Annotated in this window: 25 protein-coding genes and 1 pseudogene; 23 read left to right on the top strand and 3 right to left on the bottom strand. The window is 70.4% G+C overall.

Going from position 1 to position 23,084, the window contains the following annotated elements; translation table 11 throughout:
* Nucleotides 1-3 precede the first annotated feature (3 nt).
* Together trmD and ET445_RS11005 are read left to right on the top strand one after the other, a co-directional pair.
* The gene (gene trmD / locus ET445_RS11000; RefSeq protein ID WP_129191302.1) at nt 4-690 is read left to right on the top strand and encodes a tRNA (guanosine(37)-N1)-methyltransferase TrmD; all 687 of its coding nucleotides are present in this window, start codon (nt 4-6) and stop codon (nt 688-690) included.
* Nucleotides 691-838: 148 nt separating this feature from the next.
* Nucleotides 839-1,606 (top strand): sirohydrochlorin chelatase, encoded by a 768-nt coding sequence (locus ET445_RS11005; protein ID WP_129191304.1) that lies wholly within the window; start codon nt 839-841, stop codon nt 1,604-1,606.
* Between the two features lie 13 nt (nt 1,607-1,619).
* Here the strand turns inward: ET445_RS11005 and map are convergent, their stop codons facing one another.
* Nucleotides 1,620-2,387: a type I methionyl aminopeptidase gene (map, locus tag ET445_RS11010; protein ID WP_129191305.1), complete on the bottom strand. Its 768-nt coding sequence runs from the start codon at nt 2,385-2,387 to the stop codon at nt 1,620-1,622.
* A gap of 73 nt (nt 2,388-2,460) precedes the next feature.
* Between map and ET445_RS11015 the strand changes: the two genes are divergently transcribed.
* From ET445_RS11015 to ET445_RS11060, 10 genes are all read left to right on the top strand, one after another.
* Nucleotides 2,461-2,982: a hypothetical protein gene (locus ET445_RS11015; protein WP_129191307.1), complete on the top strand. Its 522-nt coding sequence runs from the start codon at nt 2,461-2,463 to the stop codon at nt 2,980-2,982.
* A gap of 225 nt (nt 2,983-3,207) precedes the next feature.
* Nucleotides 3,208-3,555 carry a 50S ribosomal protein L19 gene (gene rplS, locus ET445_RS11020; protein ID WP_129191309.1) on the top strand — a complete coding sequence of 116 codons (348 nt, stop codon included), beginning with the start codon at nt 3,208-3,210 and terminating at the stop codon, nt 3,553-3,555.
* A gap of 99 nt (nt 3,556-3,654) precedes the next feature.
* Nucleotides 3,655-4,413: a signal peptidase I gene (lepB, locus tag ET445_RS11025; protein ID WP_243695175.1), complete on the top strand. Its 759-nt coding sequence runs from the start codon at nt 3,655-3,657 to the stop codon at nt 4,411-4,413.
* Nucleotide 4,414: 1 nt separating this feature from the next.
* Nucleotides 4,415-5,101: a ribonuclease HII gene (locus tag ET445_RS11030; RefSeq protein ID WP_129191312.1), complete on the top strand. Its 687-nt coding sequence runs from the start codon at nt 4,415-4,417 to the stop codon at nt 5,099-5,101.
* Nucleotides 5,102-5,106: 5 nt separating this feature from the next.
* Entirely contained in the window at nt 5,107-5,430 is a 324-nt protein-coding gene (locus ET445_RS11035; RefSeq protein WP_129191313.1) for a DUF2469 family protein, read from the top strand.
* 146 nt (nt 5,431-5,576) lie between these two features.
* Entirely contained in the window at nt 5,577-5,933 is a 357-nt protein-coding gene (locus ET445_RS11040; RefSeq protein WP_129191314.1) for a YraN family protein, read from the top strand.
* Nucleotides 5,933-7,495 carry a YifB family Mg chelatase-like AAA ATPase gene (locus tag ET445_RS11045; RefSeq protein WP_129191316.1) on the top strand — a complete coding sequence of 521 codons (1,563 nt, stop codon included), beginning with the start codon at nt 5,933-5,935 and terminating at the stop codon, nt 7,493-7,495. The genes ET445_RS11040 and ET445_RS11045 overlap by 1 nt, the downstream gene beginning before the upstream one ends.
* Nucleotides 7,492-8,724: a DNA-processing protein DprA gene (dprA, locus tag ET445_RS11050; RefSeq protein WP_129191318.1), complete on the top strand. Its 1,233-nt coding sequence runs from the start codon at nt 7,492-7,494 to the stop codon at nt 8,722-8,724. The genes ET445_RS11045 and dprA overlap by 4 nt, the downstream gene beginning before the upstream one ends.
* Nucleotides 8,725-8,756: 32 nt before the next feature.
* The gene (locus ET445_RS11055) at nt 8,757-9,671 is read left to right on the top strand and encodes a metallophosphoesterase (protein ID WP_129191319.1); all 915 of its coding nucleotides are present in this window, start codon (nt 8,757-8,759) and stop codon (nt 9,669-9,671) included.
* A complete protein-coding gene (locus ET445_RS11060; RefSeq protein ID WP_129191320.1) occupies nt 9,668-10,660 on the top strand; it encodes a tyrosine recombinase XerC in 993 nt (330 codons plus the stop codon). Before ET445_RS11055 ends, ET445_RS11060 begins: the two co-directional genes overlap by 4 nt.
* 31 nt (nt 10,661-10,691) lie before the next feature.
* On the opposite strand, the gene ET445_RS11065 is transcribed toward ET445_RS11060, so the two are convergent.
* A complete protein-coding gene (locus ET445_RS11065) occupies nt 10,692-11,234 on the bottom strand; it encodes a M23 family metallopeptidase (RefSeq protein WP_129192520.1) in 543 nt (180 codons plus the stop codon).
* A 274-nt stretch (nt 11,235-11,508) separates the two neighbouring features.
* Between ET445_RS11065 and rpsB the strand changes: the two genes are divergently transcribed.
* From rpsB to ET445_RS11110, 9 genes and pseudogenes are all read left to right on the top strand, one after another.
* A complete protein-coding gene (rpsB, locus tag ET445_RS11070) occupies nt 11,509-12,441 on the top strand; it encodes a 30S ribosomal protein S2 (protein WP_129191322.1) in 933 nt (310 codons plus the stop codon).
* Between the two features lie 42 nt (nt 12,442-12,483).
* A complete protein-coding gene (gene tsf / locus ET445_RS11075; RefSeq protein WP_129191323.1) occupies nt 12,484-13,314 on the top strand; it encodes a translation elongation factor Ts in 831 nt (276 codons plus the stop codon).
* A 178-nt stretch (nt 13,315-13,492) separates the two neighbouring features.
* Nucleotides 13,493-14,226: pseudogene (gene pyrH, locus ET445_RS11080) on the top strand (UMP kinase).
* A gap of 43 nt (nt 14,227-14,269) precedes the next feature.
* Nucleotides 14,270-14,824: a ribosome recycling factor gene (gene frr / locus ET445_RS11085; protein WP_129191325.1), complete on the top strand. Its 555-nt coding sequence runs from the start codon at nt 14,270-14,272 to the stop codon at nt 14,822-14,824.
* Nucleotides 14,825-14,826: 2 nt separating this feature from the next.
* A complete protein-coding gene (locus tag ET445_RS11090; protein ID WP_243695176.1) occupies nt 14,827-15,807 on the top strand; it encodes a phosphatidate cytidylyltransferase in 981 nt (326 codons plus the stop codon).
* Between the two features lie 21 nt (nt 15,808-15,828).
* Complete coding sequence (locus ET445_RS11095; protein WP_129191327.1) at nt 15,829-16,383, top strand: DivIVA domain-containing protein; 555 nt, start codon at nt 15,829-15,831, stop codon at nt 16,381-16,383.
* Between the two features lie 253 nt (nt 16,384-16,636).
* On the top strand, nt 16,637-17,191 hold the full coding sequence (locus ET445_RS18040) for an aggregation-promoting factor C-terminal-like domain-containing protein (RefSeq protein WP_243695177.1): 555 nt from the start codon (nt 16,637-16,639) through the stop codon (nt 17,189-17,191).
* 56 nt (nt 17,192-17,247) lie between these two features.
* The gene (locus ET445_RS11105) at nt 17,248-17,556 is read left to right on the top strand and encodes a hypothetical protein (RefSeq protein WP_129191329.1); all 309 of its coding nucleotides are present in this window, start codon (nt 17,248-17,250) and stop codon (nt 17,554-17,556) included.
* Nucleotides 17,553-18,284 (top strand): alpha/beta hydrolase, encoded by a 732-nt coding sequence (locus ET445_RS11110; protein WP_208008383.1) that lies wholly within the window; start codon nt 17,553-17,555, stop codon nt 18,282-18,284. Before ET445_RS11105 ends, ET445_RS11110 begins: the two co-directional genes overlap by 4 nt.
* A gap of 97 nt (nt 18,285-18,381) precedes the next feature.
* Here the strand turns inward: ET445_RS11110 and ET445_RS11115 are convergent, their stop codons facing one another.
* The gene (locus ET445_RS11115; RefSeq protein WP_129191331.1) at nt 18,382-19,992 is read right to left on the bottom strand and encodes a DivIVA domain-containing protein; all 1,611 of its coding nucleotides are present in this window, start codon (nt 19,990-19,992) and stop codon (nt 18,382-18,384) included.
* Between the two features lie 253 nt (nt 19,993-20,245).
* Here ET445_RS11115 and ET445_RS11120 point away from each other — a divergent pair, with 253 nt between their 5' ends.
* Complete coding sequence (locus tag ET445_RS11120) at nt 20,246-22,144, top strand: hypothetical protein (protein ID WP_129191333.1); 1,899 nt, start codon at nt 20,246-20,248, stop codon at nt 22,142-22,144.
* Nucleotides 22,141-23,082 (top strand): tetratricopeptide repeat protein, encoded by a 942-nt coding sequence (locus ET445_RS11125; protein ID WP_243695178.1) that lies wholly within the window; start codon nt 22,141-22,143, stop codon nt 23,080-23,082. The genes ET445_RS11120 and ET445_RS11125 overlap by 4 nt, the downstream gene beginning before the upstream one ends.
* The last annotated feature ends 2 nt before the right edge of the window (nt 23,083-23,084 follow it).

Here is a 23,084-nt window from a genome sequence, read left to right on the forward strand (position 1 = left end):
CTCGTGCGGATCGACATCGTCACGATCTTCCCCGAGTTCTTCGGGGTGCTCGACATCTCGCTGCTCGGCAAGGCTCGTGCTGCCGGCCTCATCGAGGTCGGCGTGCACGACCTGCGCGAGCACACCCACGACCGGCACCGCACCGTCGACGACACGCCCTACGGCGGGGGAGCCGGCATGGTGATGAAGCCCGAGCCGTGGGGTGAGGCGCTCGACGGCATCGTGGGGAGCGAGGCATCCGACGCCCTTCTCGTCGTGCCGTCCCCCGCCGGCGAGCCGTTCACGCAGGCGATCGCCCGTGAACTCGCCGAAGAAGACCACCTCGTCTTCGCGTGCGGACGCTACGAGGGCATCGACCAGCGCGTCGTCGACCACTACGCGACCCGCATGCGCGTGCGGCTCATCTCGCTCGGCGATTACGTGCTGAACGGCGGCGAGGTCGCCGTGATGGCGATGATCGAGGCCGCCGGCCGTCTCGTGCCGGGCGTCGTCGGCAACCCCGAGAGCCTCGTCGAGGAGTCGCACGAAGACGGCCTCCTCGAATACCCGAGCTACACGAAGCCCGCCGAGTGGCGCGGCTTCGAGGTGCCGCCCGTGCTCCTCTCGGGCAACCACGGCGCGATCGCCGCCTGGCGCCGCGAGCAACAGCTCGAGCGCACGAAGCGCGTTCGGCCCGAGCTCCTGCCGTAGCCGGAACGTTCCGCGGCGCGGCGTCGACGCATCCTCACGCCGTGCCAGTCTTCACGCGCCCGAAACACTCGGGTGCCGCCCGCGAAACACGCCGTTCGTAGCGTCGAGACCGCGGGACAACGTGTTCGCCGCAGCAGGAGGCGAATTCGTGGCGATCGGGTCGGCAGGGTACCAGCGGGTCGGAGCATCGGCGGCGGAACGGCCGTTGCGGCTCGTGGCACTGACGCACGGCGCCCCGTCGGCCGAGAACCGCGAGGCCGTCATGCGGCTCGTCGACGGCGTCTCGAGCGCACGCCCGAGCGGCGACATCTCGATCACGTTCGTCGACGCCGCCCACACCGATGTCGCGACGGCGCTCGCCGAGAGCGTGCGCGACCCCGAGGCGGTCATCGTGCCGCTCGTGCTGAGCGCGGGCTTCCACGTGCGCACGGGGCTCACGCGCGGCATCGATCGGCTCTCGGGCGCCGGTGCGACCCTCGCCGACCCGCTCGGGCCCGACGAGCGTCTCATCGACGTGCTCGAGGCGCGGCTCGAGCCGCACCTCGACGACAACGTCTCCATCGTGCTCGCCGCAGCCGGCTCGAACGATCCCCGGGCAGTGCGCGAGTGCTTCGAGACCGCGCGGATGCTCGCCGCGAGGCTCGGCCGACAGGTGACGGTGGGCTTCATCGCCGCCGCGATCCCGCGGCTGCCCGACGCGATCGAGATGGTGCGCGCGGTGCATCCCCGCTCGACGGTCGTCGTCTCGGCGTACCTCCTCGCTCCGGGCACGTTCTACGACGCCGTGCAGCAGGCGGGCGCCGATCGGGTGACGGCGCCGCTCCTGCTCCCTGGCCAGTCTGCACCCGCGCCCCTCGTCGACCTCGTGCTCGAGCGCTCGGAGTCGCGCGACGACGATTGGGAACTCGAGGACTGACGGGGCGGATGCCTCAGCCGCGCGCTGTGAGGACGATCGGGCCGTCTTCGGTGATCGCGACCGTGTGCTCGGAATGCGCGCCGCGTGAACCGTCGGCGCTGCGGAGCGTCCAGCCGTCGGGGTCGGTGAAGATGCGGTCGGTCGTGTGGAGGAACCACGGCTCGATCGCGATGACGAGGCCCGGCTTGAGCGGCAGTCCGCGACCGGGGCGGCCGGCATTCGGGATGTGCGGGTCGCCGTGCATGGTGCGGCCGACGCCGTGCCCGCCGAAGTCGGTGTTGACCGAGTAGCCGCCGGCCTTCGCGACATCCTGGATCGCACGGGAGATGTCGCCGATCTTGTTGCCGACGCGTGCCGCTTCGATGCCGGCGGCGAGGGCGCGCTCGGTCGTGTCGATGAGCTTCAGGTCTTCGCCGCGAGGCGTGCCGACGACGAGCGAGATCGCCGAGTCGGAGACCCAGCCGTTCACCGAGGCCGCGAAGTCGAGGCTCAGGAGGTCGCCGTCTTTCAGGCGGTAGTCGTGGGGGAGGCCGTGCAGCACGGCGTCGTTGACCGACGTGCAGATGACCTTTCCGAACGGGCTCGCGCCGAACGAGGGGTGGTAGTCGATGTAGCAGCTCTCGGCGCCGGCCTTGCGGATCATCTCGTGCGCGAGGGCATCGAGGTCGAGCAGGTTGACGCCGACTGCGGCGGCCTTGGAGGTCGCCTCGAGCACGCTCGCGACGAAGCGCCCTGCTGCGCGCATCTCTTCGATTTCGGCGGGGGTCCGGAGTTCGATCACGGTTCCATTCTGTCTGCTCAGCCCTGAGTGAACACCATGCACGCGCCCACGATGTGCGCATTACGCTTGGCGCATGATCCTGCGGCGCGTGTTCTACCGGTGGCTGTTCATCGCCGTGGTGGTGCTGCCGCTCTGGCTCGCGATCGGCTGGGCGATCTTCGGCTCCGGCGGATGGGGCACGCTCGGGCTCCTCATCGTGCTTCCGGCATCGTTCCTGGCGCTCTTCGTCATCGCGATCATCGTGCGCGCCAGGCCGACCGTGCGCGAGCAGAAGGCCGTGTCGTGGGGCGATGTCGGAGTGCTGGGCGCGTGGCACGCGTCGATCGTCGCGGCCGGGTTCTACGGCGATGCCGCGGTCGGCTTCGGGGTGCTCGCGATCGCCCTGTCGGTCGTCGCATTCTGGTGGGCGCTCGTGCAGTTGCTGCGCGACGGCGCGCGGCGTGTGCAGGCGACGATGGACGAGTTCGAGCGGGTCGCGGCGCAGCAGCGCGGCGAGGCCCCGACGAAGCTTCCGCCGGTCGACGCGGGCGAGGTCATCGTCGTCCGCGAGTCGCGGCCGTCGCCCGAGCAAGACGGCCCGGCACGGCCCGAGTAGCGGGTGTGCGGGCGGTCCTCACGACCGCAGACGGTGGCCCCGGGGCATCCGCGCTCGCGTGCTTTTGCCCGAACAGGGCAGGATCTGGCAGAATAGTCGATTGTGCCGCCGCAGGTCTCTGCCTCCGGGGAGCACGCAACGCACGGCCTCGCCCGTGCAGGCGGCACCAGACACTTTCCCATTGATCCGCGTTCGACCGGTTGCGGGCGCAGAGAGCGAACCATCATGAACATCCTCGACCACGTCGACGCAGCGAGCCTGCGCTCGGACATCCCCGAGTTCCGCCCCGGCGACACCGTCAAGGTGCACGTGAACATCATCGAAGGCTCGCGCGCCCGCGTGCAGGTCTTCCAGGGCGTCGTCATCGGCCGTCAGGGCGAGGGCGTCCGCGAGACCTTCACGGTCCGCAAGATCAGTTTCCAGGTCGGCGTCGAGCGCAAGTTCCCGGTCCACTCGCCGATCATCGAGAAGATCGAGGTCGTCACGCGCGGTGACGTCCGTCGCGCGAAGCTGTACTACCTCCGCGAGCTCCGCGGCAAGAAGGCGAAGATCAAGGAGAAGCGCGACAACTGATCGCGTCTCCGTGTCGCGCGTCGGCGTGCACATGTGAATCGTCCGGACTCCCCGCCCCTACACTTGGGTGGGGAGTTCGACGTTTAAACGAACAGGTCAATGACAGAAGACACACGCACCATGCCAGACGGCGACGAGGTCGACGGGAAAGCAGCAGCGAAGCCGACCAGGGGCCGGAGTGCGCTGCTCTTCCTCCGCGACCTCCTCGTGATCTTCGTCGTCGCGGTCCTCGTCTCGTTCCTCATCAAGACGTTCCTCATCAGGTCGTTCTTCATCCCGTCGCAGTCGATGGAGCAGACGCTCGAGATCGACGACCGCATCATCGTCAACCAGCTCGTCCCCGACCTGGCGCCGCTCGAGCACGGCGACGTCGTGGTCTTCAAAGATCCCGGCGGATGGCTCACACCGCGCCCCGAGCCCGAGCAACCGCCGCTCGTGGCGGCCGTCGACTGGTTCCTCGCGTTCGTGGGCCTCTCGGCGCCCGACTCCAACGACCACCTCGTGAAGCGCGTCATCGGGCTCCCGGGCGACCACGTCGTGTGCTGCAACGCGCTCGGCCAGATGAGCGTCAACGGCATCCCGCTCGACGAGCCCTACGTGACGCTCCCGCCCGGTGAGAGCCGGGTGTCGCGCGACGACTTCGACCAGGTCGTGCCCGAGGGCATGCTGTGGGTCATGGGCGACAACCGGTGGGATTCGAAAGACTCCCGCTACAACGCCGACACGCCCCTCAAGGGGTTCGTCCCGATCGACAACGTCGTCGGCAAGGCGTTCGTCGTGAGCTGGCCCGTCGAGCACTGGACGTGGCTCGGCAACTACCCCGAGGTGTTCGCCGGCGTCGACGAAGCGAAGGGCTGACGTGGCCGCGGGCCGGGCGCCGTCGCTCAAGCTCGAGCGGTCCCTTCTCGACGAGGGGGCGCCCGTCGTGCTCGCGTGCGACGAGGTCGGTCGCGGTGCGCTCGCCGGGCCCGTCACGGTCGGCATCGTCGTCATCGACCCGACGGTGAAGCGCATTCCGGCGGGTCTCCGCGACTCCAAGCTCCTGCCCGAGCCCAAGCGCGAGCTTCTCGCGCCGCGTGCGGCGGCGTGGGTGCGCGGATGGGCCGTGGGCGAGGCATCCGCCGCCGAGATCGACGAACTCGGCATCATGGCGTGCCTCGGGCTCGCAGGCGCCCGCGCCTACGCGACCCTCGGCGAGGCGATCGAACTGCCGAGCGGCGCGCCGCTCGTGCTCGACGGCAACTTCGACTGGATCGGCACGCCCATCGAACGGCGCGCCCGGGTCATCACGCGCATCAAGGCCGACCGGGACTGCGCGTCGGTGTCCGCGGCATCCGTCATCGCCAAGGTGCACCGCGACCGCGCGATGCGCCGCGCGCACGACGAGCTTCCGCTCTACGCGTGGGACGAGAACAAGGGGTACTCGACGCGCGCGCATTTCGCGGCACTCGACGAACATGGTCCGAGCGCCCTGCACCGGCACACGTGGCTGCACGATCGCACCGAGCCCGAGGCTCCGGCGCTCTTCGACCTCGGCGTAGGATGAGTGCGATGGACGAGGAAGAATTCGACGACTACGACCGTGAGGTCGAGCTGGCCCTGTACCGCGAGTATCGCGACATCGTGTCGCAGTTCCGGTACGTGGTCGAGACCGAGCGGCGCTTCTACCTCGCGAACGAGGTCGAGCTCGTCCGTCGCGACACCGAGCACGACTTCTACTTCGAGCTCACGATGAAAGACGTCTGGGTCTGGGACGTCTACCGCGCCGACCGCTTCGTCAAGAGCGTGCGCGTGCTGACCTTCAAAGACGTCAACGTCGAAGAGCTCGCGACGCGCGAGTTCGAGTTGCCGAAAGAGCTCGCGCTCGACGAGTGACGCGCGTGCGCGCTTCGAACGGCGGCCGGATGTCTCCGCCGACGTCTCCTGCACAGTGCGGGCGCTCCGTGGGTTGTCCACCCCGCACCTGATCGACGCCTGATCGGGCGCTCCGCGCCGCGACCCTGGTCGCGGAGGTGGTGCGAATGGCCCACAACACGGAACTCGGCCGGCACGGCGAACAGATCGCCGCCGGTCATCTCGAAGCCCGCGGAATGCAGATCCTCGATCGCAATTGGCGCTGCCCGATCGGCGAGCTCGATCTCGTCGCGCGTGACGGGCGCGACACGGTGTTCGTCGAGGTGAAGACTCGTACGACGGCGGCCTTCGGGCATCCGTTCGAGGCGATCACGGCGCTGAAGCTCGCGCGGTTGCGCCGACTCGCGCTCGCGTGGTGCGAGCAGTCCGAGGCGCCGGTGGGGCGTATCCGCATCGATGCGATCTCGGTACTGGCGCCGACCGACGCGCCCGCGTTCGTCGAGCACCTCGAGGGGATCGGCTGATGCCCGTCGGACGCACGCGCTCGGTCGCGATGCTCGGACTTTCGGGGTCGGTCGTCGACGTCGAGGCCGACCTCGCGGCGCAGTTGCCCTCGCTCGCCATCATCGGGCTGCCCGACGCCTCGCTCGCCGAGGCGCGCGACCGGGTGCGGTCGGCCGCGACGAATGCCGGATGCCCCCTGCCGCAGCGTCGGCTCACGGTGAACCTCTCACCGGCGTCGCTGCCGAAGAATGGATCGGGCTTCGATCTCAGCATCGCGCTCGCCTGCCTTGCGGCCGCAGGCGAGATCGATGCGGCATCCGTCGACCGCGTCGTCCACCTCGGCGAGCTCGGACTCGACGGGCGCGTGCGTCCGATCGCCGGGGTGCTGCCCGCGGTGCTCGCGGCCGCCCGCGCCGGACACGACACCGTCATGGTCCCCGAGGCCAACGCGGCGGAGGCGCGTCTCGTGCCGGGCGTCGACGTCATCGCCGTGGGCTCGCTGCTCGAGGCCGCGATCCGTCATGGCGGGCGGTACGACCCCGCGGGCCTCGACGCGTTCGCGGCATTGCCCGCTCCACGGCTCGAGCCGACCGGAGCATCCGAATCGCCGGCGCCGGTCGGGGATCTCGCCGAGGTGGCGGGCAACCGCGACGCGGTCGATGCCCTGCTCGTCGCCGCGGCCGGCGGTCACCATGTGTTCCTCGAAGGGCCGCCCGGCGCCGGAAAGACGATGCTCGCCTCGCGATTGCCGGGAATCCTGCCCGACCTCGACGCCGACCGCGCTCTCGAAGTGGCCTCGATCCGATCGCTCGCCGGGGAGGCACCGCCGGGCGGGCTGAGTCTCCGGCCCCCGTTCGAAGCGCCCCACCACACGGCGTCGGCCGCCGCGATGATCGGCGGCGGCAGTCGGATGCTCCGCCCGGGCGCCGCGGCGCGCGCGACGCATGGCGTGCTCTTCCTCGACGAGGCGCCCGAGTTCGCCGCGTCCGTGCTCGACGTCTTGCGCCAGCCGCTCGAGTCCGGCAGTGTCTCGATCCACCGGGCGAGCGCGGTCGCGACCTTCCCCGCGCGTTTCCAACTCGTCCTCGCCGCGAACCCGTGCCCGTGCGGGCAGTACGGTCTGAAGGACGGCGAGTGCGTGTGCGCGCCCGTCGTGCGCAGACGCTACCTCGCGCGCATCTCGGGGCCGCTCCTCGACCGCGTCGACATCCGCCTCCACGTACCGCGCATCACCGCTGCGAAGCTCCAGGCGGCCGTCGAAGAGCCGACCATGACGAGCGCCGAAGCGAGAGCGAAAGTCGTCGAGGCACGCCGGGTCGCGGCCGACCGACTGCGCGGAACGCCGTGGCGCACGAACGCCGAACTGCCCGGCCCGTGGATGCGGGGGAAGGGCCGCATGCACCCGGGAGGCAAAGCGACCGTGTCGCTCGACCGAGCCCTCGAACTGGGGGATGTCACGATGCGGGGGTACGACCGGGTGCTCAAGCTGGCCTGGACGATGGCAGATCTCGACGGCGCAGCAGCGCCCGACAAGCATCACGTCGGCCACGCCTTGCTCCTCCGAAAGGGGATCGTGCGATGAGCGCCGACGGCCTCCGCGCGGTCGACGGGCTCGCCCGCTCGCTCGCGCGCCCGCTTGCCGTGGTCGGACGCGAGCCGACCGACGAGACGATCGCACGTGTCTTCCTGGGCGCGATCGCCGAGCCCGGCGATGGAACGATGGGCAACGCGATCGAGGCGCTCGGCGCAGCACGCGTCGCGCGACTCGTGCACGAGCGCGCCTCGACCGGCGCGTTCGCCGAAGCGCTCGCGGAATCAGGCATCGTCGTCGAAGCCCGCGTACTCGCCGCCGCCGTCGAGCGATGGCTGCCCCGCATCGACGACGCCGCACTCGTGCGGTCGGTCGAGCAGGCCGGTCGCGTCGGCGCCCGTCTGCTGCTGCCGTCGGATGACTCGTGGCCCGTCGCGCTCGACGATCTCGGCGCGCACGCGCCGCTCGCGCTGTGGGTGCGGGGCGACGTCGGCCTGCTCGCCCGAGCCCGCCGGACGATCGCCCTCGTCGGCGCTCGCGCGGCGACGGGATACGGCGAGCATGTGGCTGTCGAATCGGCCGCGGGGCTCTCAGACCGCGGATTCACGATCGTGTCGGGCGGGGCGTACGGCATCGACGGCGCGGCGCATCGGGCGACGCTCCGGGCGGGCGGCTCGACCGTGGCATTCCTCGCGGGCGGCGTCGATCGGTTCTATCCGGCCGGGCACGAGCAACTGCTCTCCCGGATCGTCGAGACCGGGGCCGTCGTATCGGAGCTGCCGTGCGGGCAGGCGCCGACGAAGTGGCGGTTCCTGAGTCGCAACCGGCTCATCGCGGCATCGACCGCCGCGACCGTCGTGCTCGAAGCCGGTTACCGCTCGGGATCGCTCAACACCGCAGGGCATGCGTCGGAACTCGGGCGGCCGCTCGGCGCCGTGCCCGGACCGGTCACGAGCCCCGCCTCGGCGGGGTGCCATCGGCTGCTCCGCGAATTCGACGCGGTCTGCGTGACCGATGCCGGCCAGATGGCCGAGCTCGCACTCGGCACCTCGTTCGACGGCGACCTGCTCGACGGATTCGAGGCGTCGACGGCTGCGACGGCCGAGGGACTCCGCGTGCTCGACGCACTGAGTGCGCGTGCCACGAGACCGGTCGACGACGTCGCTCGACGGGCAGGCCTCGATCCGCGCACAGTGCGGAGCGTGCTGGGTTCGCTCGAAGCCGAGGGGCGCGCGAAGCGCGGATTCGACGGGTGGGTCTCGGTGCGGCGGGCCACATAGCCGAGGTCGGCGGCGGGCCGTAGTCTGGCCGCGTGACAGGCGAACAGGCTTCGAGACTCGGTCGGTATCCGGCGGCGCGGCACGTCATCGTGCACGTCTCCGACACGCACCTCCTCGACGGCGGCGCGCCGCTCGGAGGCAAGGCCGACACGGTCGGGTGGCTCGACCAGGCCGTGCGCCAGCTCGAGCGGCTCGGTACGTCGATCGACGCGATCGTCGTGACCGGCGACGTCGCCGACCTGGGCGAGCCCGACGCATACGACCGGGCGCGCGCCGCGCTCGAACCGGTCGCGGCCGAGGCGCGCGCCGACCTGGTGTGGGTCATGGGCAACCACGACGAACGCGGGCCGTTCCGCGAGCGTCTGCTCGGCGAGCCGTCGAGCGACACGCCCGTCCATGTCGTTCACGACGTGGCCGGGCTCCGCATCGTTGCCCTCGACGTCTCGGTGCCGGGGTTCCACCACGGCGCCGTCGACGAGGCGTCGGCGGCGTGGCTCCGGGCTGCGCTCGCCGAATCCGCCCCGCACGGCACCGTGCTGGCCCTCCATCACGCGCCGATCGCGACGCCGCTCGCACTCATGGACGTGCTCGAACTCCAGGGTCAAGATCTCCTCGCAGACGCCCTCGCGGGCACCGACGTTCGGCTCATCCTCGGCGGGCACCTGCACTATCCGACGAACGGCGTCTTCGCAGGCATCCCCGTCGCGGTCGCGGGAGCGACGGCGTACACGATGGACCTCTCGGCGCCGCCGCGCGAACTCGTCGGCATCGACGGCGGGCGCTCGTTCTCGGTGGTCCATCTCTACGACCAGGGCGTCGTCACGGCCGTCGTCCCGCTCGGGCCGTTCGAGGTGGTGTCGAACTTCGGCGCGGAGTTCCTCGCCGAGATCGAGTCGCTCGACCCGAGCGGCCGGCTCGACCGGTTCTCGCGGAAGCGATCCGGATGAGCGCGATCCACCCCCACCCGACACTCTTCGACGCCGCGATCGACGAGTACCTCGTGCATCTGCGGGCCGAGCGCGGCGTCGCCGTGAACACGCTCACGGCGTATCGCGGTGATCTCGCAGCGCTCGTGAGGTTCGTCGAGGCGCAGGATGTCACGGCGCTCGCCGATGTGTCGTTGGGTGTCCTCCGCGATTGGCTGTGGGACGCGACCGAGCGGGGTCTTGCCCGCTCGACGATCGCGCGCCGGGCGGCCGCCGCCCGCGGCTTCTTCGCGTGGGCGGCCAGGCGCGGCGCGATTCCAGCCGACCCTGCGGCGCGTCTCAGGGCGCCGAAGGCGCTGCGCACTCTGCCGAGGGTGCTCACGCAGGGTGCGATCGAGGGCATTCTCACGAGGCTCGACGAGCGGGCGAGCGCGGGCGATCCGGCCGCAGCCCGCGACTCGGCGATCGTCGAATTGCTGTACGCGGCAGGGCTGCGCGTGTCCGAACTCACTGGGCTCGACGTCGGGTCGATCGATCGGTCGCGGCGCACCGTCCGGGTCCTCGGGAAGGGCTCGAAGGAGCGTGTCGTGCCCTACGGCTCGCCCGCTGCCCGATCTCTCGACCGCTACCTGGAAGTCGCCCGGCCCGCGCTCCTCGAAGCAGCCGCCGGGCACGGGCGCGCGGGCGAGGAACAGCGCGGCACCGCGACCGGCACGAACGGTGCGGCCCCGACATCCGCCGTCTTCGTCGGCGCCCGCGGAGGGCGACTCGGAACCCGGGCCGTGCACCGACTCATCGCGGGTCTCCTCGCCGATGTGCCCGGATCTGGGCCGGCGGGGCCGCACGCGCTGCGCCACACGGCCGCGACCCACCTGCTCGACGGCGGCGCCGACCTGCGTGCCGTGCAGGAATTCCTCGGGCACGCGAGCCTCGGCACGACGCAGATCTACACGCATGTGTCGGCTGAACGGCTGAAGCAGACGTATCTGACCGCGCACCCGCGCGCGTGAGTCCGCGCGCGCCGGGCGCGAGACATCCGGGTCAGGAAAGGGGCAGCAGCACGGCGCGCGGGACGCCGCCGAGGAACAGGAACGGCGAGACGTAGTCGCCGTCGACCCGGACGCCGAAGTGCACGCAGCCTGCGTCGCAGTGGCCTCCCGTCGCGACGACGCCGATCGGATCCCCAGCACGCACGAGATCGCCGACGGAGACGGACGCCTCGACGGGCTCGATCGCGCTCACCACGCCGTCGCCGTGGTCGATCGAGACCACCGGTCTGCCCGCGACCAGGCCTGCGAACGAGATGCGGCCGGCTGAAGCGGCGGCGACGGCCGCGCCGGGGACCGCGGCGAGATCGACGCCCCGATGGCCGGGGGAGTAGCGGGTCGCGGGGGCCCGGTATGGGTCGACGACGCGATGGGGCGTCGGTGTCGGCCAGTCCCAGCGCTCGTCGGCGCCGGCGGTTCCGGACGCTGGCGACGCCGCGGACGGGTGCGCCGCGGCCACGGACGACGGCGACGCGAAGAGCGCCGGGGCGAGGGCGAAGACGGTCGTGAGCGCGACGACGCTCGCGGCTCGGGACATCCGTCTCATGTGCATGTCGGAAGCCTCGCGCGTGGCGCGCGCCGTCGGTCGACGAGCCCTCGCAACGGGGACGGCGACCCCGAGCGCGGCCCTGGGGAGGAGCCGTCGCGTGATAACATGAACGTTGCATCCCGCGCTGCGGGGTGACTCCGCGTGCCCATTCGGCCACCGTCTCCATCAGTCCCGCTCGAGTATCGAGCCGGCGGAGCGTGCCGGGCACCAGGGCTTCCGGCCGCCGGTCGGGGCATCAACTGAGAACAGAAGGAGAACGGCCATGGCCGTCGTCACCATTCGCCAGCTGCTCGACAGCGGCGTGCACTTCGGGCACCAGACCCGCCGTTGGAACCCGAAGATGAAGCGCTTCATCTTCACCGAGCGTTCCGGCATCTACATCATCGACCTCCAGCAGTCGCTCTCCTTCATCGACAAGGCCTACGACTTCGTCAAGGAGACCGTCGCGCACGGCGGCACCATCCTCTTCGTCGGCACCAAGAAGCAGGCGCAGGAGTCGATCGCCGAGCAGGCGACGCGCGTCGGCCAGCCCTACGTCAACCAGCGTTGGCTCGGCGGCCTCCTCACCAACTTCACGACGGTGTCGAAGCGCCTCGCCCGCATGAAGGAGCTCGAGGAGCTCGACTTCGAGGGCACCACCTCGGGCTTCACCAAGAAGGAGCTCCTCCTCAAGAAGCGCGAGCTCGACAAGCTCCACAAGTCGCTCGGCGGCATCCGCAACCTCTCGAAGACGCCGTCGGCGCTCTGGGTCGTGGACACCAAGAAGGAGCACCTCGCGATCGACGAGGCCAAGAAGCTCGGTATCCCCGTCATCGGCATCCTCGACACGAACTGCGACCCCGACGAGGTCCAGTACCCCATCCCGGGCAACGACGACGCGATCCGTTCGGTGAGCCTGCTCACCCGCATCATCGCCGACGCGGCCGCCGAGGGCCTCATCCAACGCCACCAGAAGCCCGAAGAGGGCGAAGAGGCCGAGCCGCTCGCCGAGTGGGAGCAGGAGCTCCTCCAGGCCGGCAGCGAGACCACCCCCGAGCAGGCGTCGGCCGAGACCGAGAAGGTCGCGGAGACCGAAGCCTCGGCCAAGGCTGAAGCGGCCGAGGTCGTCGACGAGGCCGCCGAGGAGATCGCGGCGACCGAGTCGGCCGCCGACGAGGCGGGCGAGGCTGCTGCCGACGCCGCCGAGTCCAAGTAATCCACTAGTCCAGACCACGAGTCCAGGAGACTGTTTCCGAACATGGCCAACTTCACTCTCGAAGACGTCAAGACCCTGCGCGAGCGCCTCGGCACCGGCATGGTCGACACGAAGAACGCCCTCGTGGAAGCCGACGGCGACCTCGAGAAGGCGGTCGAAATCCTCCGCCTGAAGGGCGCGAAGGGCAACGCGAAGCGTGCCGACCGCTCGACCGCCGAGGGCCTCGTCGCCGCCGTCGACAACGGCGACGGCACCGCGACCCTCATCGAGCTCGCCTGCGAGACCGACTTCGTCGCCAAGGGCGACAAGTTCGTCGGCCTCGCCGACCGCGTGCTCGCGGCCGTCGCCGCGGCTCGCGCCGAGACCGTCGAGGCCGCACTGGCCGCGCCGGCCGAGGGCAAGACCGTCGCCGACGTCATCTCCGAAGAGGCGGCGATCCTCGGCGAGAAGGTCGAGCTCCGTCGCATCCGCCTCGTCAAGGGCGAGCAGTTCTCGATCTACCTGCACAAGACCTCGAAGGACCTGCCCCCGCAGGTCGGCGTGGTCCTCGGCTTCGCCGGTGCCGATGTCGAGACCGCCCGTTCGATCGCGCAGCACATCTCGTTCGCCGCGCCCGAGTACCTCACTCGCGACGAGGTGCCGACCGAGGCCGTCGAGAAGGAGCGCCAGATCGTCGAGCAGATCACGCGCGAGGAGGGCAAGCCCGAGGCCGCCCTCCCGAAGATCGTCGAGGGTCGCCTCGGCGCCTACTTCAAGCAGGTCGCACTGCTCGAGCAGGACTACGCGAAGGACAACAAGCTCACGATCGCCAAGGTGCTGGCGGACGCGGGCCTGACCGTGAGCGACTTCGCTCGCTTCAAGGTCGGCGCGTAACACGCATCATGGGGAGTCCGGATCGCTCGCGATCCGGACTCCCTTTTCGTGCGCGCGGCAGCGTTCTGCGCGCAGGAGCGAGCATCCGGATGCCTCGTCGAGGCATCCGTTGCTCGGACACACCGCTCCATCACGCGAGCGACCGCTAGTTTGTACACGGGGACGAAGGGACGACGACATGACGACCGACGGCAGGCGCAGGGTGCTTCTGAAGCTCTCGGGGAGGCGTTCGGCGGTGGATCGCTCGGCGTCAACCCGGACGTGATCTCCTCCCTGGCCCGTGAGATCGCCGATGCGGCGCGCGACGTCGAGGTTGCGATCGTCGTCGGCGGCGGCAACTTCTTCCGCGGCGCCGAACTCTCCCAACGCGGCATGGACCGCGGCCGCGCCGACTACATGGGCATGCTCGGCACGGTCATGAACGCGCTCGCCCTGCAGGACTTCCTCGAGCAGGCCGGGGCCGCGACGCGCGTGCAGTCGGCGATCTCGATGACGCAGGTCGCCGAGCCGTACATCCCTCGGCGCGCGGAGCGGCATCTGGAGAAGGGCCGCATCGTCATCTTCGGCGCCGGGGCCGGCCTGCCGTACTTCTCGACCGACACGGTCGCGGCCCAGCGCGCGCTCGAGATCGGCGCCGACGTCGTGCTCGTCGCGAAGAACGGCGTCGACGGGGTGTATTCCGACGACCCCCGCAAGAACCCCGAAGCGCACAAGATCGACCAGATCACCTACCTGGAGGCGCTCCAGCGCGGACTCAAGGTCGTCGACTCGACGGCGTTCAGCCTCTGCATGGACAACGGCATGCCCATGCAGGTGTTCGGCATGGAGCCCGCGGGCAACGTGACCGCTGCGATCCTCGGCGCGCCGATCGGCACGCTTGTGAGCAACGGTTCCGCCGAGTCCCGCCGATAGACTGTCCGAAGAGCTGTTCCTGCAGCGAAGAGAAGGAGCCCCCGTGATCGCGGATGTACTGTCCGATGCCACCGCACGCATGCAGAAGGCCGTCGAGGTCGCCAAAGACGACTTCGCGACCGTGCGAACCGGGCGCGCGAACCCGCAGCTCTTCCAGAAGATCCTGGTGAGCTACTACGGCACGCCGACGCCGCTCTCGCAGCTCGCCTCGCTGCAGAATCCCGAGGCCCGCACGCTCGTCGTCACGCCCTACGACAAGGGTGCACTGCGCGACATCGAGCAGGCGATCCGCGACACTCCGAACCTCGGGGCCAACCCGACGAACGACGGCAACATCATCCGTGTCACGCTCCCCGAACTCACCGAGGAGCGCCGCAAAGAGTTCGTGAAGCTCGTGCGCTCGAAGGCCGAAGACGCCCGTGTGTCGGTGCGAAACATCCGCCGCAAGGCGAAGGACGACCTCGACGCGCTCAAGGGCGAACTCGGCGACGACGAGGTGGCGCGCGGCGAGAAGGAGCTCGAGCAGGTCACGAAGGCGCACGTCGACCAGATCGACGACGCGCTGAAGCGCAAGGAAACCGAACTCCTCGAGGTCTGAGCGTGACCAGGTCGGGCGGTCCGGGGGAGGACGGGGTCGACGGGTCCGATCACGATCGCAGCCCCCGCGACGAGATCCTGGCGCAAGTGCATTCGGCGCGCGTCGAGTTCGAGCGACAGTTCGAGGCGGGCAAGGCGCAGTTCGAGGAGACGCAGGAGAAGATCAAGGCGCGCACCGGAAGGAACCTCCTCGGTGCGATCCTGATCGGCTTGGGTGTCGGAGCCGCGCTCCTGCTCAGCCTCCTGGTGGTCAAAGAGCTCTTCATGCTGTTCGCGGTCGTCATGGTCGGTTTCGGCACGGTCGAACTCGTGCAGGCGTTCCGGAAGCGCGATCTGCTCGTTCCGATCGTGCCGAGCGTCGCGGTCGCCGTGCTCACCGTGCCCGCCGCGTACTACTACGGCGCTGCCGGGCAGTTCATCTCGGTCATCGCGGGCATCCTCCTCATCTCGATCTGGCGGATCGTGGCGGCGTTCGCGCGCGGCACGCGTGCGAACCTGCTCCGCGACCTCGGCGCCGGGGCGTTCGTTCAGGGGTACGTGACGTTCCTCGCGACGTTCGCGGTCGTGCTCACAGCAGCCGAAGGCGGGCAGTGGTGGACGCTCGCGTTCATCATCACGGTCGTGTGCGTGGACACCGGCGCATACGCGTTCGGACTCTCGTTCGGCAAGCACCCGATGGCCCCCGTCATCAGCCCGAAGAAGACCTGGGAGGGCTTCGCAGGAGCCGCCGTCACGAGCACCGTCGCGGGCGTGCTGCTCGCGATCTTCATGCTCGACGAGCCGTGGTGGTTCGGTATCGGCTTCGGCCTCGCACTGCTCTTGACGGCGACGCTCGGCGACCTCGCCGAATCTCTCATCAAACGCGATCTCGGCATCAAGGACATGTCGTCGTGGCTGCCCGGGCACGGCGGATTCCTCGACCGCCTCGACTCGATCCTGCCTTCCGCAGCAGTCGCATACGCGGCGTTCGCGTTCTTCGGGTGACCTGTGGGGGATACTGGATCGGTGGCCCCCACGTTTCCTCGCGCGCGCAGACCCCAGCTCGGCTATGACGTCGACCAGGTCGACGAGTTCCTCGTCGTCGCCCGACGCGCCTACGACGGCACCATGCGTCCCGGCGATCCGAAGGTGACGGCCGAGAACATCAGGCTCACGGCCTTCGGCATGCAGAAGGGCGGCTACTCGACCGCCCACGTCGATGCAGCCCTCGAACGGCTCGAAGACGCGTTCGCGGCGCGCGAGCGTCAGATCGCGGCCCGACTCCACGGTGACGAAGCCTGGCTCACCGAGGCGCGCACGACGGCGCAGGTCGTCGCGAACCGTCTCGCCCGCCCCGACCGTGAACGTTTCGACCGGGTGAATCCGCTCGTCCTCGGCTATAGCGTCAAAGAGGTCGATCGCTTCGCCGAACGACTCGGTCGCTACTTCACCGACGGGTGGCCGATCGGCATCGACGACGTCCGCACGGTGACGTTCACGGCGCAGCGGGGCGGGTACCGCGAGGCGCAGGTCGACCTCGTGCTCGACGCCGTCGTCGACGTCATGCTCGCGGTCCGCTGACCGCTAGGATCGGGTGATCGTGGGCAGGCATTCCGATGGTGGCGCGCGCGACGCGCACCCTGCAGCGACCGGTCGAGGGGCGAATTCCGGTCTCCCGTCGGTCTCGAGGGCGACGTTCGCGTCGGTCGAGCCGACACCGGCTGCCCAGGCAAGGGCTGCACAGACGGCGGCTGCGCGGGCACCGGGCGCGCGAGCGGCCGGGCCGACTCCGAGCAGCGCGCGCGTCACGAGCAAGGCGAAGCAGGCGACATCCGTGCTGTTCGCCTTCACCGCTGCTGCGAGCTTCTTCCTCGTCAACATCGTCGACCCGTACTCGGGCGCGACGGCCTCGGCCGAGCACACCAGCCCGGCCCGATTCGGCGGTGCCGTGCCGCAGTCGGTCGAGGTCGAGGGGGAGTACGCGCTCTCGGTCGGCCAGGAGAGCTACCACGTCGAGAAGAAGCCCGACGAGCCCGCGGCGAAGCCCGCGTCGGCAGGGTGGGCTCCGCCCGCGGTCACTCCCGACCCCGGGTCGGCTCAGGCATACGCGGCAGGAGCCGTCGCAGCCCGCGGCTGGCCCTCGACCGAGTTCGACTGCCTCGTCGCCCTGTGGGCGAAGGAGTCGGGCTGGCGGGTGAACGCGTACAACGCCGGCAGCGGCGCATACGGCATCCCACAGGCGCTCCCAGGGTCGAAGATGGCGAGCGCCGGCGCCGACTGGGAGACGAGCGCCGCCACCCAGATCGAGTGGGGTCTCGGCTACGTGCAGGGCCGGTACGGCTCGCCGTGCGGAGCCTGGGCGCACTCGCAGGACAGCGGCTGGTACTGACCCGCTGCGCGTGCGCCGGGAGCCTTCGGCACGCGTGCCCGACCTAGACTGGAACGATGGCACCGTCGAATCGAGCGCGCGGCCGGGCCGCGAAGGCCCGCGCCGGACATCCCGAACTCGACGTCGAACGACTCACCGCGGGCTGGAAGCGCACCGAGATCCGCGGCGGACGCGAATGGTACGTCCAGCCGATCTCGGAGCAGCAGGCCTCGAAGCCGTACACCTGCCCCGGCTGCGGCCAAGAGGTCGCACCGGGCACCGCACACCTCGTCGCCTGGCGGGCCGACGGCGTCCTCGGCGACGCAGCCGACCTCGCCGCGCGGCGCCATTGGCACACCCACTGCTGGAGGATCGGCGCCCCGTGAACGAACCCGCACCCGTCGAGATCCGGGCGGGCGTCGAATTGCCCGCGAATCGCGAAGAGATCGAGCTGCACACCGCCGACGGGCTGACGCTCGTCGGCGAGCTCGCGACGCCGATCGACCGCGCGCCGGCGGCGACACTGCTCACCCTGCACCCGCTCCCGACGGCCGGCGGCTTCATGGACTCCCACGTCCTCCGCAAGGCTGCTGCGCGGCTCCCTGCCCTCGCGGGCGTGGCGGTGCTGCGCTTCAACACGCGCGGCACGAGTTCGCCGCGCGGCACGAGCGAGGGTGCGTTCGGCGACGGGGTCGACGAGCGGGCGGATGTCGCGGCAGCGGTCGCGTTCGTCCGTGAACGCGGACTCCCGACGCCGTGGCTCGTCGGCTGGTCGTTCGGCACCGAGCTCGCACTGAAGCACGGCCTCGAGCACGACATCGCCGGAGTCATCCTGCTCTCGCCGCCGCTCCGGCGGACGACCGCCGAAGAGCTCGCGCGCTGGCGCGACGCGAGAGTGCCCGTCGTGGCGCTCGTGCCCGAGCACGACGACTTCCTCCAGCCCGACGAGGCGTTCGAACGGTTCGGCACGGTGCCGAACATCGAGGTCGTGCCGATCGAGGGCGGCAAGCACCTGTGGGTCGGCGAGACGCTCACGCGGCGGGCGCTCGACGAGATCGTCGCACGCGTCGCGCCCGAGGCCTCGCCGCTGCCGACGACCTGGCGCCCGGTGTAGCGCGGCTCGCCTTCGACCGGAGACGACGCGCCGAATCATCCGGAGACGACGAAGGGGGCGGCCGATCGGCCGCCCCCTTCGCGCGTTCGCGCCGAGGTCAGTTCTGCGAAGCGACCTGCTCGGCCTGCGTGAGCACGCCGCGGAGGCTCTCGAAGTACCCTGCGACGGCGTCGCGCTCGATGCGGATCTGCGCGAGTCGGTCTTCCGCGTCGGCGACGAGGGCACGGGTGCGCTCGTCGGCGTCGGCGATGAGCTTGCGCGCCTGCGAGTGCGCCTCGGCGACGCGCTCGCGCGCCTCTTCGTCGGCACGGTCGCGGATGGCGGCGATCTCGGCGCGGGCGGCCGTCTCGAGGCGCTCGAGCTCGGTGCGCGCGTCGGCCGTGCGGGAGACCGCTTCGGCGAGTTCGGCGTTGGCCTCGTCGAGGAAGCCCTGCGTCTCGGCGACGGCCTCCTGGTGACGGACGAGGAGCTCCTGCTCGGCCTCGTCGCGCTTGGTCGCGAGCTCGCCGTCGAGGTCGATGCGAGCCTGCTCGATCTCGCGCTTGCTGCGGTTGACCTCGTGCGCCGTCTTCTTGCGCATGGCCGTGAGCTGGTTGTCGAGGTCGATGCGGGCCTGCTCGGCCTCGGCCTCGAAGTCGGCGCGGGCCTGCTCCTGCTCGAGGGCGAGGTCGGCGCGGAGCTGGTCGAGGTCGGCCTCGTGCTTGGCGCGGACGCGGTCGAGTTCGTTCTTCAGCTTGAGACGCGCGGTCTCGGACTCGCGCTCGAGGTCGACCTTGGTCTGCTCGCGGTCTTCGTCGAGCTTGGCGCGGACCGTGGCGAGCTCGCGCTCGAGGTCGGTGCGGGCCTGGGCGAGCTCGTGCTCGAGTTCGGTGCGGCGCTCGGTGATCTCGGCCTCGATCGAGGCGCGCGACTCCTGCGTCTCGCGGGCGAGGTCGATGCGGGCCTGCTCGGTCTCCTTCGCAAGGTCGATGCGGGCCTGCTCGGTCTCCTTCGCGAGCTCGGCACGCGCGAGGTCGAGCTCGGCGGCCACCTCGGCGCGGGTCTGCTCGGTCTCCTGTGCGAGGCCGGCGGCCGTCGCGCGGGCGGCACTCGCCGACTTGTTGGCGTCGGCGACGAGGTCGGCGGCCTTGCGCTCGGCTTCGGCGAGGAGCGCGGATGTCTCGCGTTTGGCCGTCGCTCGGAGCTCGGCGACCTCGGTCGCAGCGGCGCTGCGAATGGCCGCAGCGTCCTGGGCGGCGTCCTGTCGGAGCTGCTCGCTCGACTCGTGGGCGCGCGCGACCATGTCGTCGGCCTCGGAGCGGGCATTCTCGAGGATCCGGTTCGCCTGGGCGCGCGACTCGCTGAGCGTGCGGTCGGCGAGTTCCTGCGCGTCGGACTTGAGGAGGTGCACCTCGTCTTCGGCGGCGCGGCGGAGCTTCTCGGCGTCGATGTCGGCCTGCGCGATGAGACGCGTCGACTGCTCTTCGGCGACGCGGAGCGTGTTCTCGAGCTTCGTGCCGAGGCCCGAGAAGGTCGGGCTGCCGACCTCCTCGAGCTCGGCCGAGAGCTCTTCGATGCGGGCGCCGAGGCGCTTGTTCTCTTTGTTGACGTCGGCGATCTGGGTGTTCGCGGTGATGACGTCGCGGCGGAGGCCGTTGATGGCCTTGTCCACTTCGTCTTTGTCGTATCCGCGGAACACCTGGGTGAACTCGGTCTCTTCGACGGCCATGCTTCCTCCGGTTGGGGGTCCGCGCCTCGGATGGGGGGAGGGTGGGCGCGGCAAACTCGCCTCTGATTGTACGGCGCGGATGTATCGGCCCGCCGACCGGTTTTCGAAGCGGTGGCACCTCTCCGTGACGCCGCGAGCCGCGATCGCGCGCGGGCGAACTACGGTTCAGCGGACATTCGGTTCGCTTTCAGACGGATGCCGATAGTGTGGGTTGTCTTTGTCGATGCCGCGATGGCGGCACTGGAGGTTGTTCGTGCGCTTCGTCTTCGCCATCGTGGCGTTCATCGCCGCGGCTGTGATGATCGGGCTCGGCATCGCGCAACGCACGGTCTTCCTCGAGTCGGATCGCGTCTCGCTCGACATCGCGGTCGACTCCTCGGACGCCGACTACCTCGTGATCTCGCCGGAGGCCCTCGCGGCCTACCCCGGCAAGCAGGCGATCACGGTCGCGGGCAAGGGGTCGACCTACCTCGCGTACGGGCGCACGGGAGACGTGCTCGGCTGGGTCGGCGACGACACGTTCATCTCGGTCGGATTCGACGCCGAGACGGGCGAACTCACGAGCACCGTCGTCGACCCGACCGAGGCGGACGACGACACCGCCGCCGATGACACCGCCGCCGACGACGTGACGACGACAGAGCCGGCGCCGACCACCCCGCCCGCCGACGCCGCGACCGAGGCCGACGCCGACGCCGAGCCCGTCATCGTGTCGCCCGCCGGATCCGACCTCTGGCTCGACGAGCTGAGCGAGGAGCAGAGCCGGCTCACGATGACGATCGACGTCCCGAGCGAGGTGTCGGTCCTCGTGGCATCCGGCTCCCAAGATCCCGTGCCCGACCGCATCGGCATCGCCTGGCCGCTCGACAACTCCACTCCCTGGGTCGGGCCGCTCCTCACGGGCGGAACGGTCGTCTTCCTCGTCGGGGTGTGGCTCGTGATCTCGGGAATCCTGCATCACCGGCGTTCGCGCGGCCCCCGCCGCAATCTGCCGAAGGGCGGCTCCAAGATGAAGCCCCTGCTCTCGCCCAAGCCCGGCAAGGCGCAGCTCACGAGCGGACGCCGTTCGGCCGGTCGCCGCACCGCGGTCGCCGCCCTCGTGCTCGTGCCCGTCTTCGGTCTCACGGCGTGTGCGCCCGAGTACTGGCCGAGCCTCGAAGGAGCGCCCGCGACGGCGGAGCCGACGGCGACGCCGACGGCGACGCCCGGTGCTGAAGAAGCCGAAGAAGTCGAGCCGGTCGAGCCGGCCGTCACGGTGCCGCAGATGGAACGCATCATGGGCAAGATCGCGGCGACGACCGCGACGGCCGACGGCGCACTCGACCCTGTGGCGGCAGAGCAGCGGTTCGTCGGCCCCGCGCTCGACGCCCGGAAGGCGAACTACGTCATCCGTGCCGCGCTGCCCGATCAGCCGGGCCCCGTCGCCGTACCCGCCTCGACGCCCGACCAGGTGGTCCTCCCGCAGCAGACGAAGGCGGGGGTTTGGCCGCGGACGGTCCTCACGATCGCTGAGAGCGACGACCCCACGATCGCGCCGTCGGCCCTCGTGCTCGTGCAAGAAACGCCGCGCGACAACTTCCGGATCCTCTACGCGTCGCAACTCGTTCCCGATGCCGACGTCCCCCAGCTCGCCCCGGCTTCGATCGGCGCGCCGAGCGTGACCGTCGACAGCAAGCTGCTCGTCATGCCCCCGTCGCAGGTCGGCGCGGCGTTCGCCGACATCCTCATGACGGGGGAGGTGAGCACGTACGCATCGAGTTTCGATCTCGAAGGCATGGATCTCGACGACACGCTCAACGCCGCCGCTCGCAAGGCCGCAGTCGAATCAGCCCAGCCGACGATAACCCTCGAGGTCTCGACCGTCGCTGGAGACGCGCCGATCGTGTCCCTCGGCACGAACGACGCGGGCGCCCTGGTGTCGACGACGGTCACCCGCACCGAGATCAGTCGACCGAACGACGGCGGCCTGATCAGCTTCCCCGCGGGCCAGCCCGCGTCGGTGCTGTCGGGTTTCACAGCGCAGAGCGCGAAGGGCGTGCAGGCCACGCGCGAACTCCAGCTGCTCTTCTACGTGCCGAAGGTCGGCTCGGATGAACCCATCCGTCTCCTCGGATGGTCGGAGAACCTCGTCTCGGCTTCGGAGGCACCGTGAGCAACCCCATCGAACCCAACGGCGCGCAGCTTCGCGGCGCCGTCGACCTCTCATCGCTCGCGAATCGCGCGCAGACTCCTCCGCCCGGCGCGGTCGCCGGTGCGGCGAACGATCCGCTCGTCGTGCAGACGGATGACGCGGGGTTCGCCCCCGTCCTCGAACTCTCCCGCACCGTGCCCGTCGTCGTCGCCCTGTGGGCGTCGTGGAGCGACCAGTCGAAGGCGCTCGTCGACTCGCTCGCGGGCCTCGTCCGCGCCCGTGCCGGTGCGCTCGTCCTCGCAGCGGTCGAGGCCGACCGCGCTCCGCAGCTCGTCCAGGCGCTCCAGGTGCAGTCGGTGCCGACGGTCGTCGCGCTCGTGGCAGGTCAGCCGGTGCCGCTCTTCCAGGGCGTGCAGCCCGACGACGTCATCGACCAGGTCTTCGACCAGTTGCTGACGCTCGCCGCCGAGAACGGCGTGACGGGGCGGATCGACGAAACGGGCGACGGCACGGGCGCAGAGCCTGCCGAGCCCGTCGAAGAGCCGTTGCCGCCGCTCCACCAGGAAGCGTTCGACGCGATCTCGCGAGGCGACTTCGAGGCCGCCTCGGCCGCCTACAAGACGGCGATCGCGCAAGATCCGCGCGATACCCTCGCGGTCGCGGGGCTTGCACAGGCCAATCTGCTCGGCCGACTCAAGGGCAAGACGCTCGACGCGATCCGGAACGCCGCCGCACAGGCCCCCGACGACCTCGACGCGCAACTCGACGTCGCCGACCTCGACCTGTCGGGCGGACACGTCGACGACGCGTTCGACCGGCTCCTCAGCCTCTTCCCGACCCTCGACGCCGACGGCAAGGGCCGCGTGCGCGAGCGCATCCTCGAATTGTTCGAGGTCGTCGGCACCGACGATCCGCGAGTCGCCGCCGCGCGGCGACGACTCGCGAACCTGCTGTACTAGGG

It is taken from the genome of Agromyces protaetiae (genome assembly GCF_004135405.1).
Taxonomy (GTDB): domain Bacteria; phylum Actinomycetota; class Actinomycetes; order Actinomycetales; family Microbacteriaceae; genus Agromyces; species Agromyces protaetiae.

Excerpts from the sequence above, each read along its gene's own strand:
- ET445_RS11015 (WP_129191307.1), top strand. The coding sequence starts at position 2,461 with ATGATCCTGCGGCGCGTGTTCTACCGGTGGCTGTTCATCGCCGTGGTG.
- rplS (WP_129191309.1), top strand. The coding sequence starts at position 3,208 with ATGAACATCCTCGACCACGTCGACGCAGCGAGCCTGCGCTCGGACATC.
- lepB (WP_243695175.1), top strand. The coding sequence starts at position 3,655 with ATGACAGAAGACACACGCACCATGCCAGACGGCGACGAGGTCGACGGG.
- ET445_RS11035 (WP_129191313.1), top strand. The coding sequence starts at position 5,107 with ATGGACGAGGAAGAATTCGACGACTACGACCGTGAGGTCGAGCTGGCC.
- ET445_RS11040 (WP_129191314.1), top strand. The coding sequence starts at position 5,577 with ATGGCCCACAACACGGAACTCGGCCGGCACGGCGAACAGATCGCCGCC.
- ET445_RS11045 (WP_129191316.1), top strand. The coding sequence starts at position 5,933 with ATGCCCGTCGGACGCACGCGCTCGGTCGCGATGCTCGGACTTTCGGGG.
- dprA (WP_129191318.1), top strand. The coding sequence starts at position 7,492 with ATGAGCGCCGACGGCCTCCGCGCGGTCGACGGGCTCGCCCGCTCGCTC.
- ET445_RS11060 (WP_129191320.1), top strand. The coding sequence starts at position 9,668 with ATGAGCGCGATCCACCCCCACCCGACACTCTTCGACGCCGCGATCGAC.
- ET445_RS11065 (WP_129192520.1), bottom strand. The coding sequence starts at position 11,234 with ATGTCCCGAGCCGCGAGCGTCGTCGCGCTCACGACCGTCTTCGCCCTC.
- rpsB (WP_129191322.1), top strand. The coding sequence starts at position 11,509 with ATGGCCGTCGTCACCATTCGCCAGCTGCTCGACAGCGGCGTGCACTTC.
- tsf (WP_129191323.1), top strand. The coding sequence starts at position 12,484 with ATGGCCAACTTCACTCTCGAAGACGTCAAGACCCTGCGCGAGCGCCTC.
- ET445_RS11105 (WP_129191329.1), top strand. The coding sequence starts at position 17,248 with ATGGCACCGTCGAATCGAGCGCGCGGCCGGGCCGCGAAGGCCCGCGCC.
- ET445_RS11115 (WP_129191331.1), bottom strand. The coding sequence starts at position 19,992 with ATGGCCGTCGAAGAGACCGAGTTCACCCAGGTGTTCCGCGGATACGAC.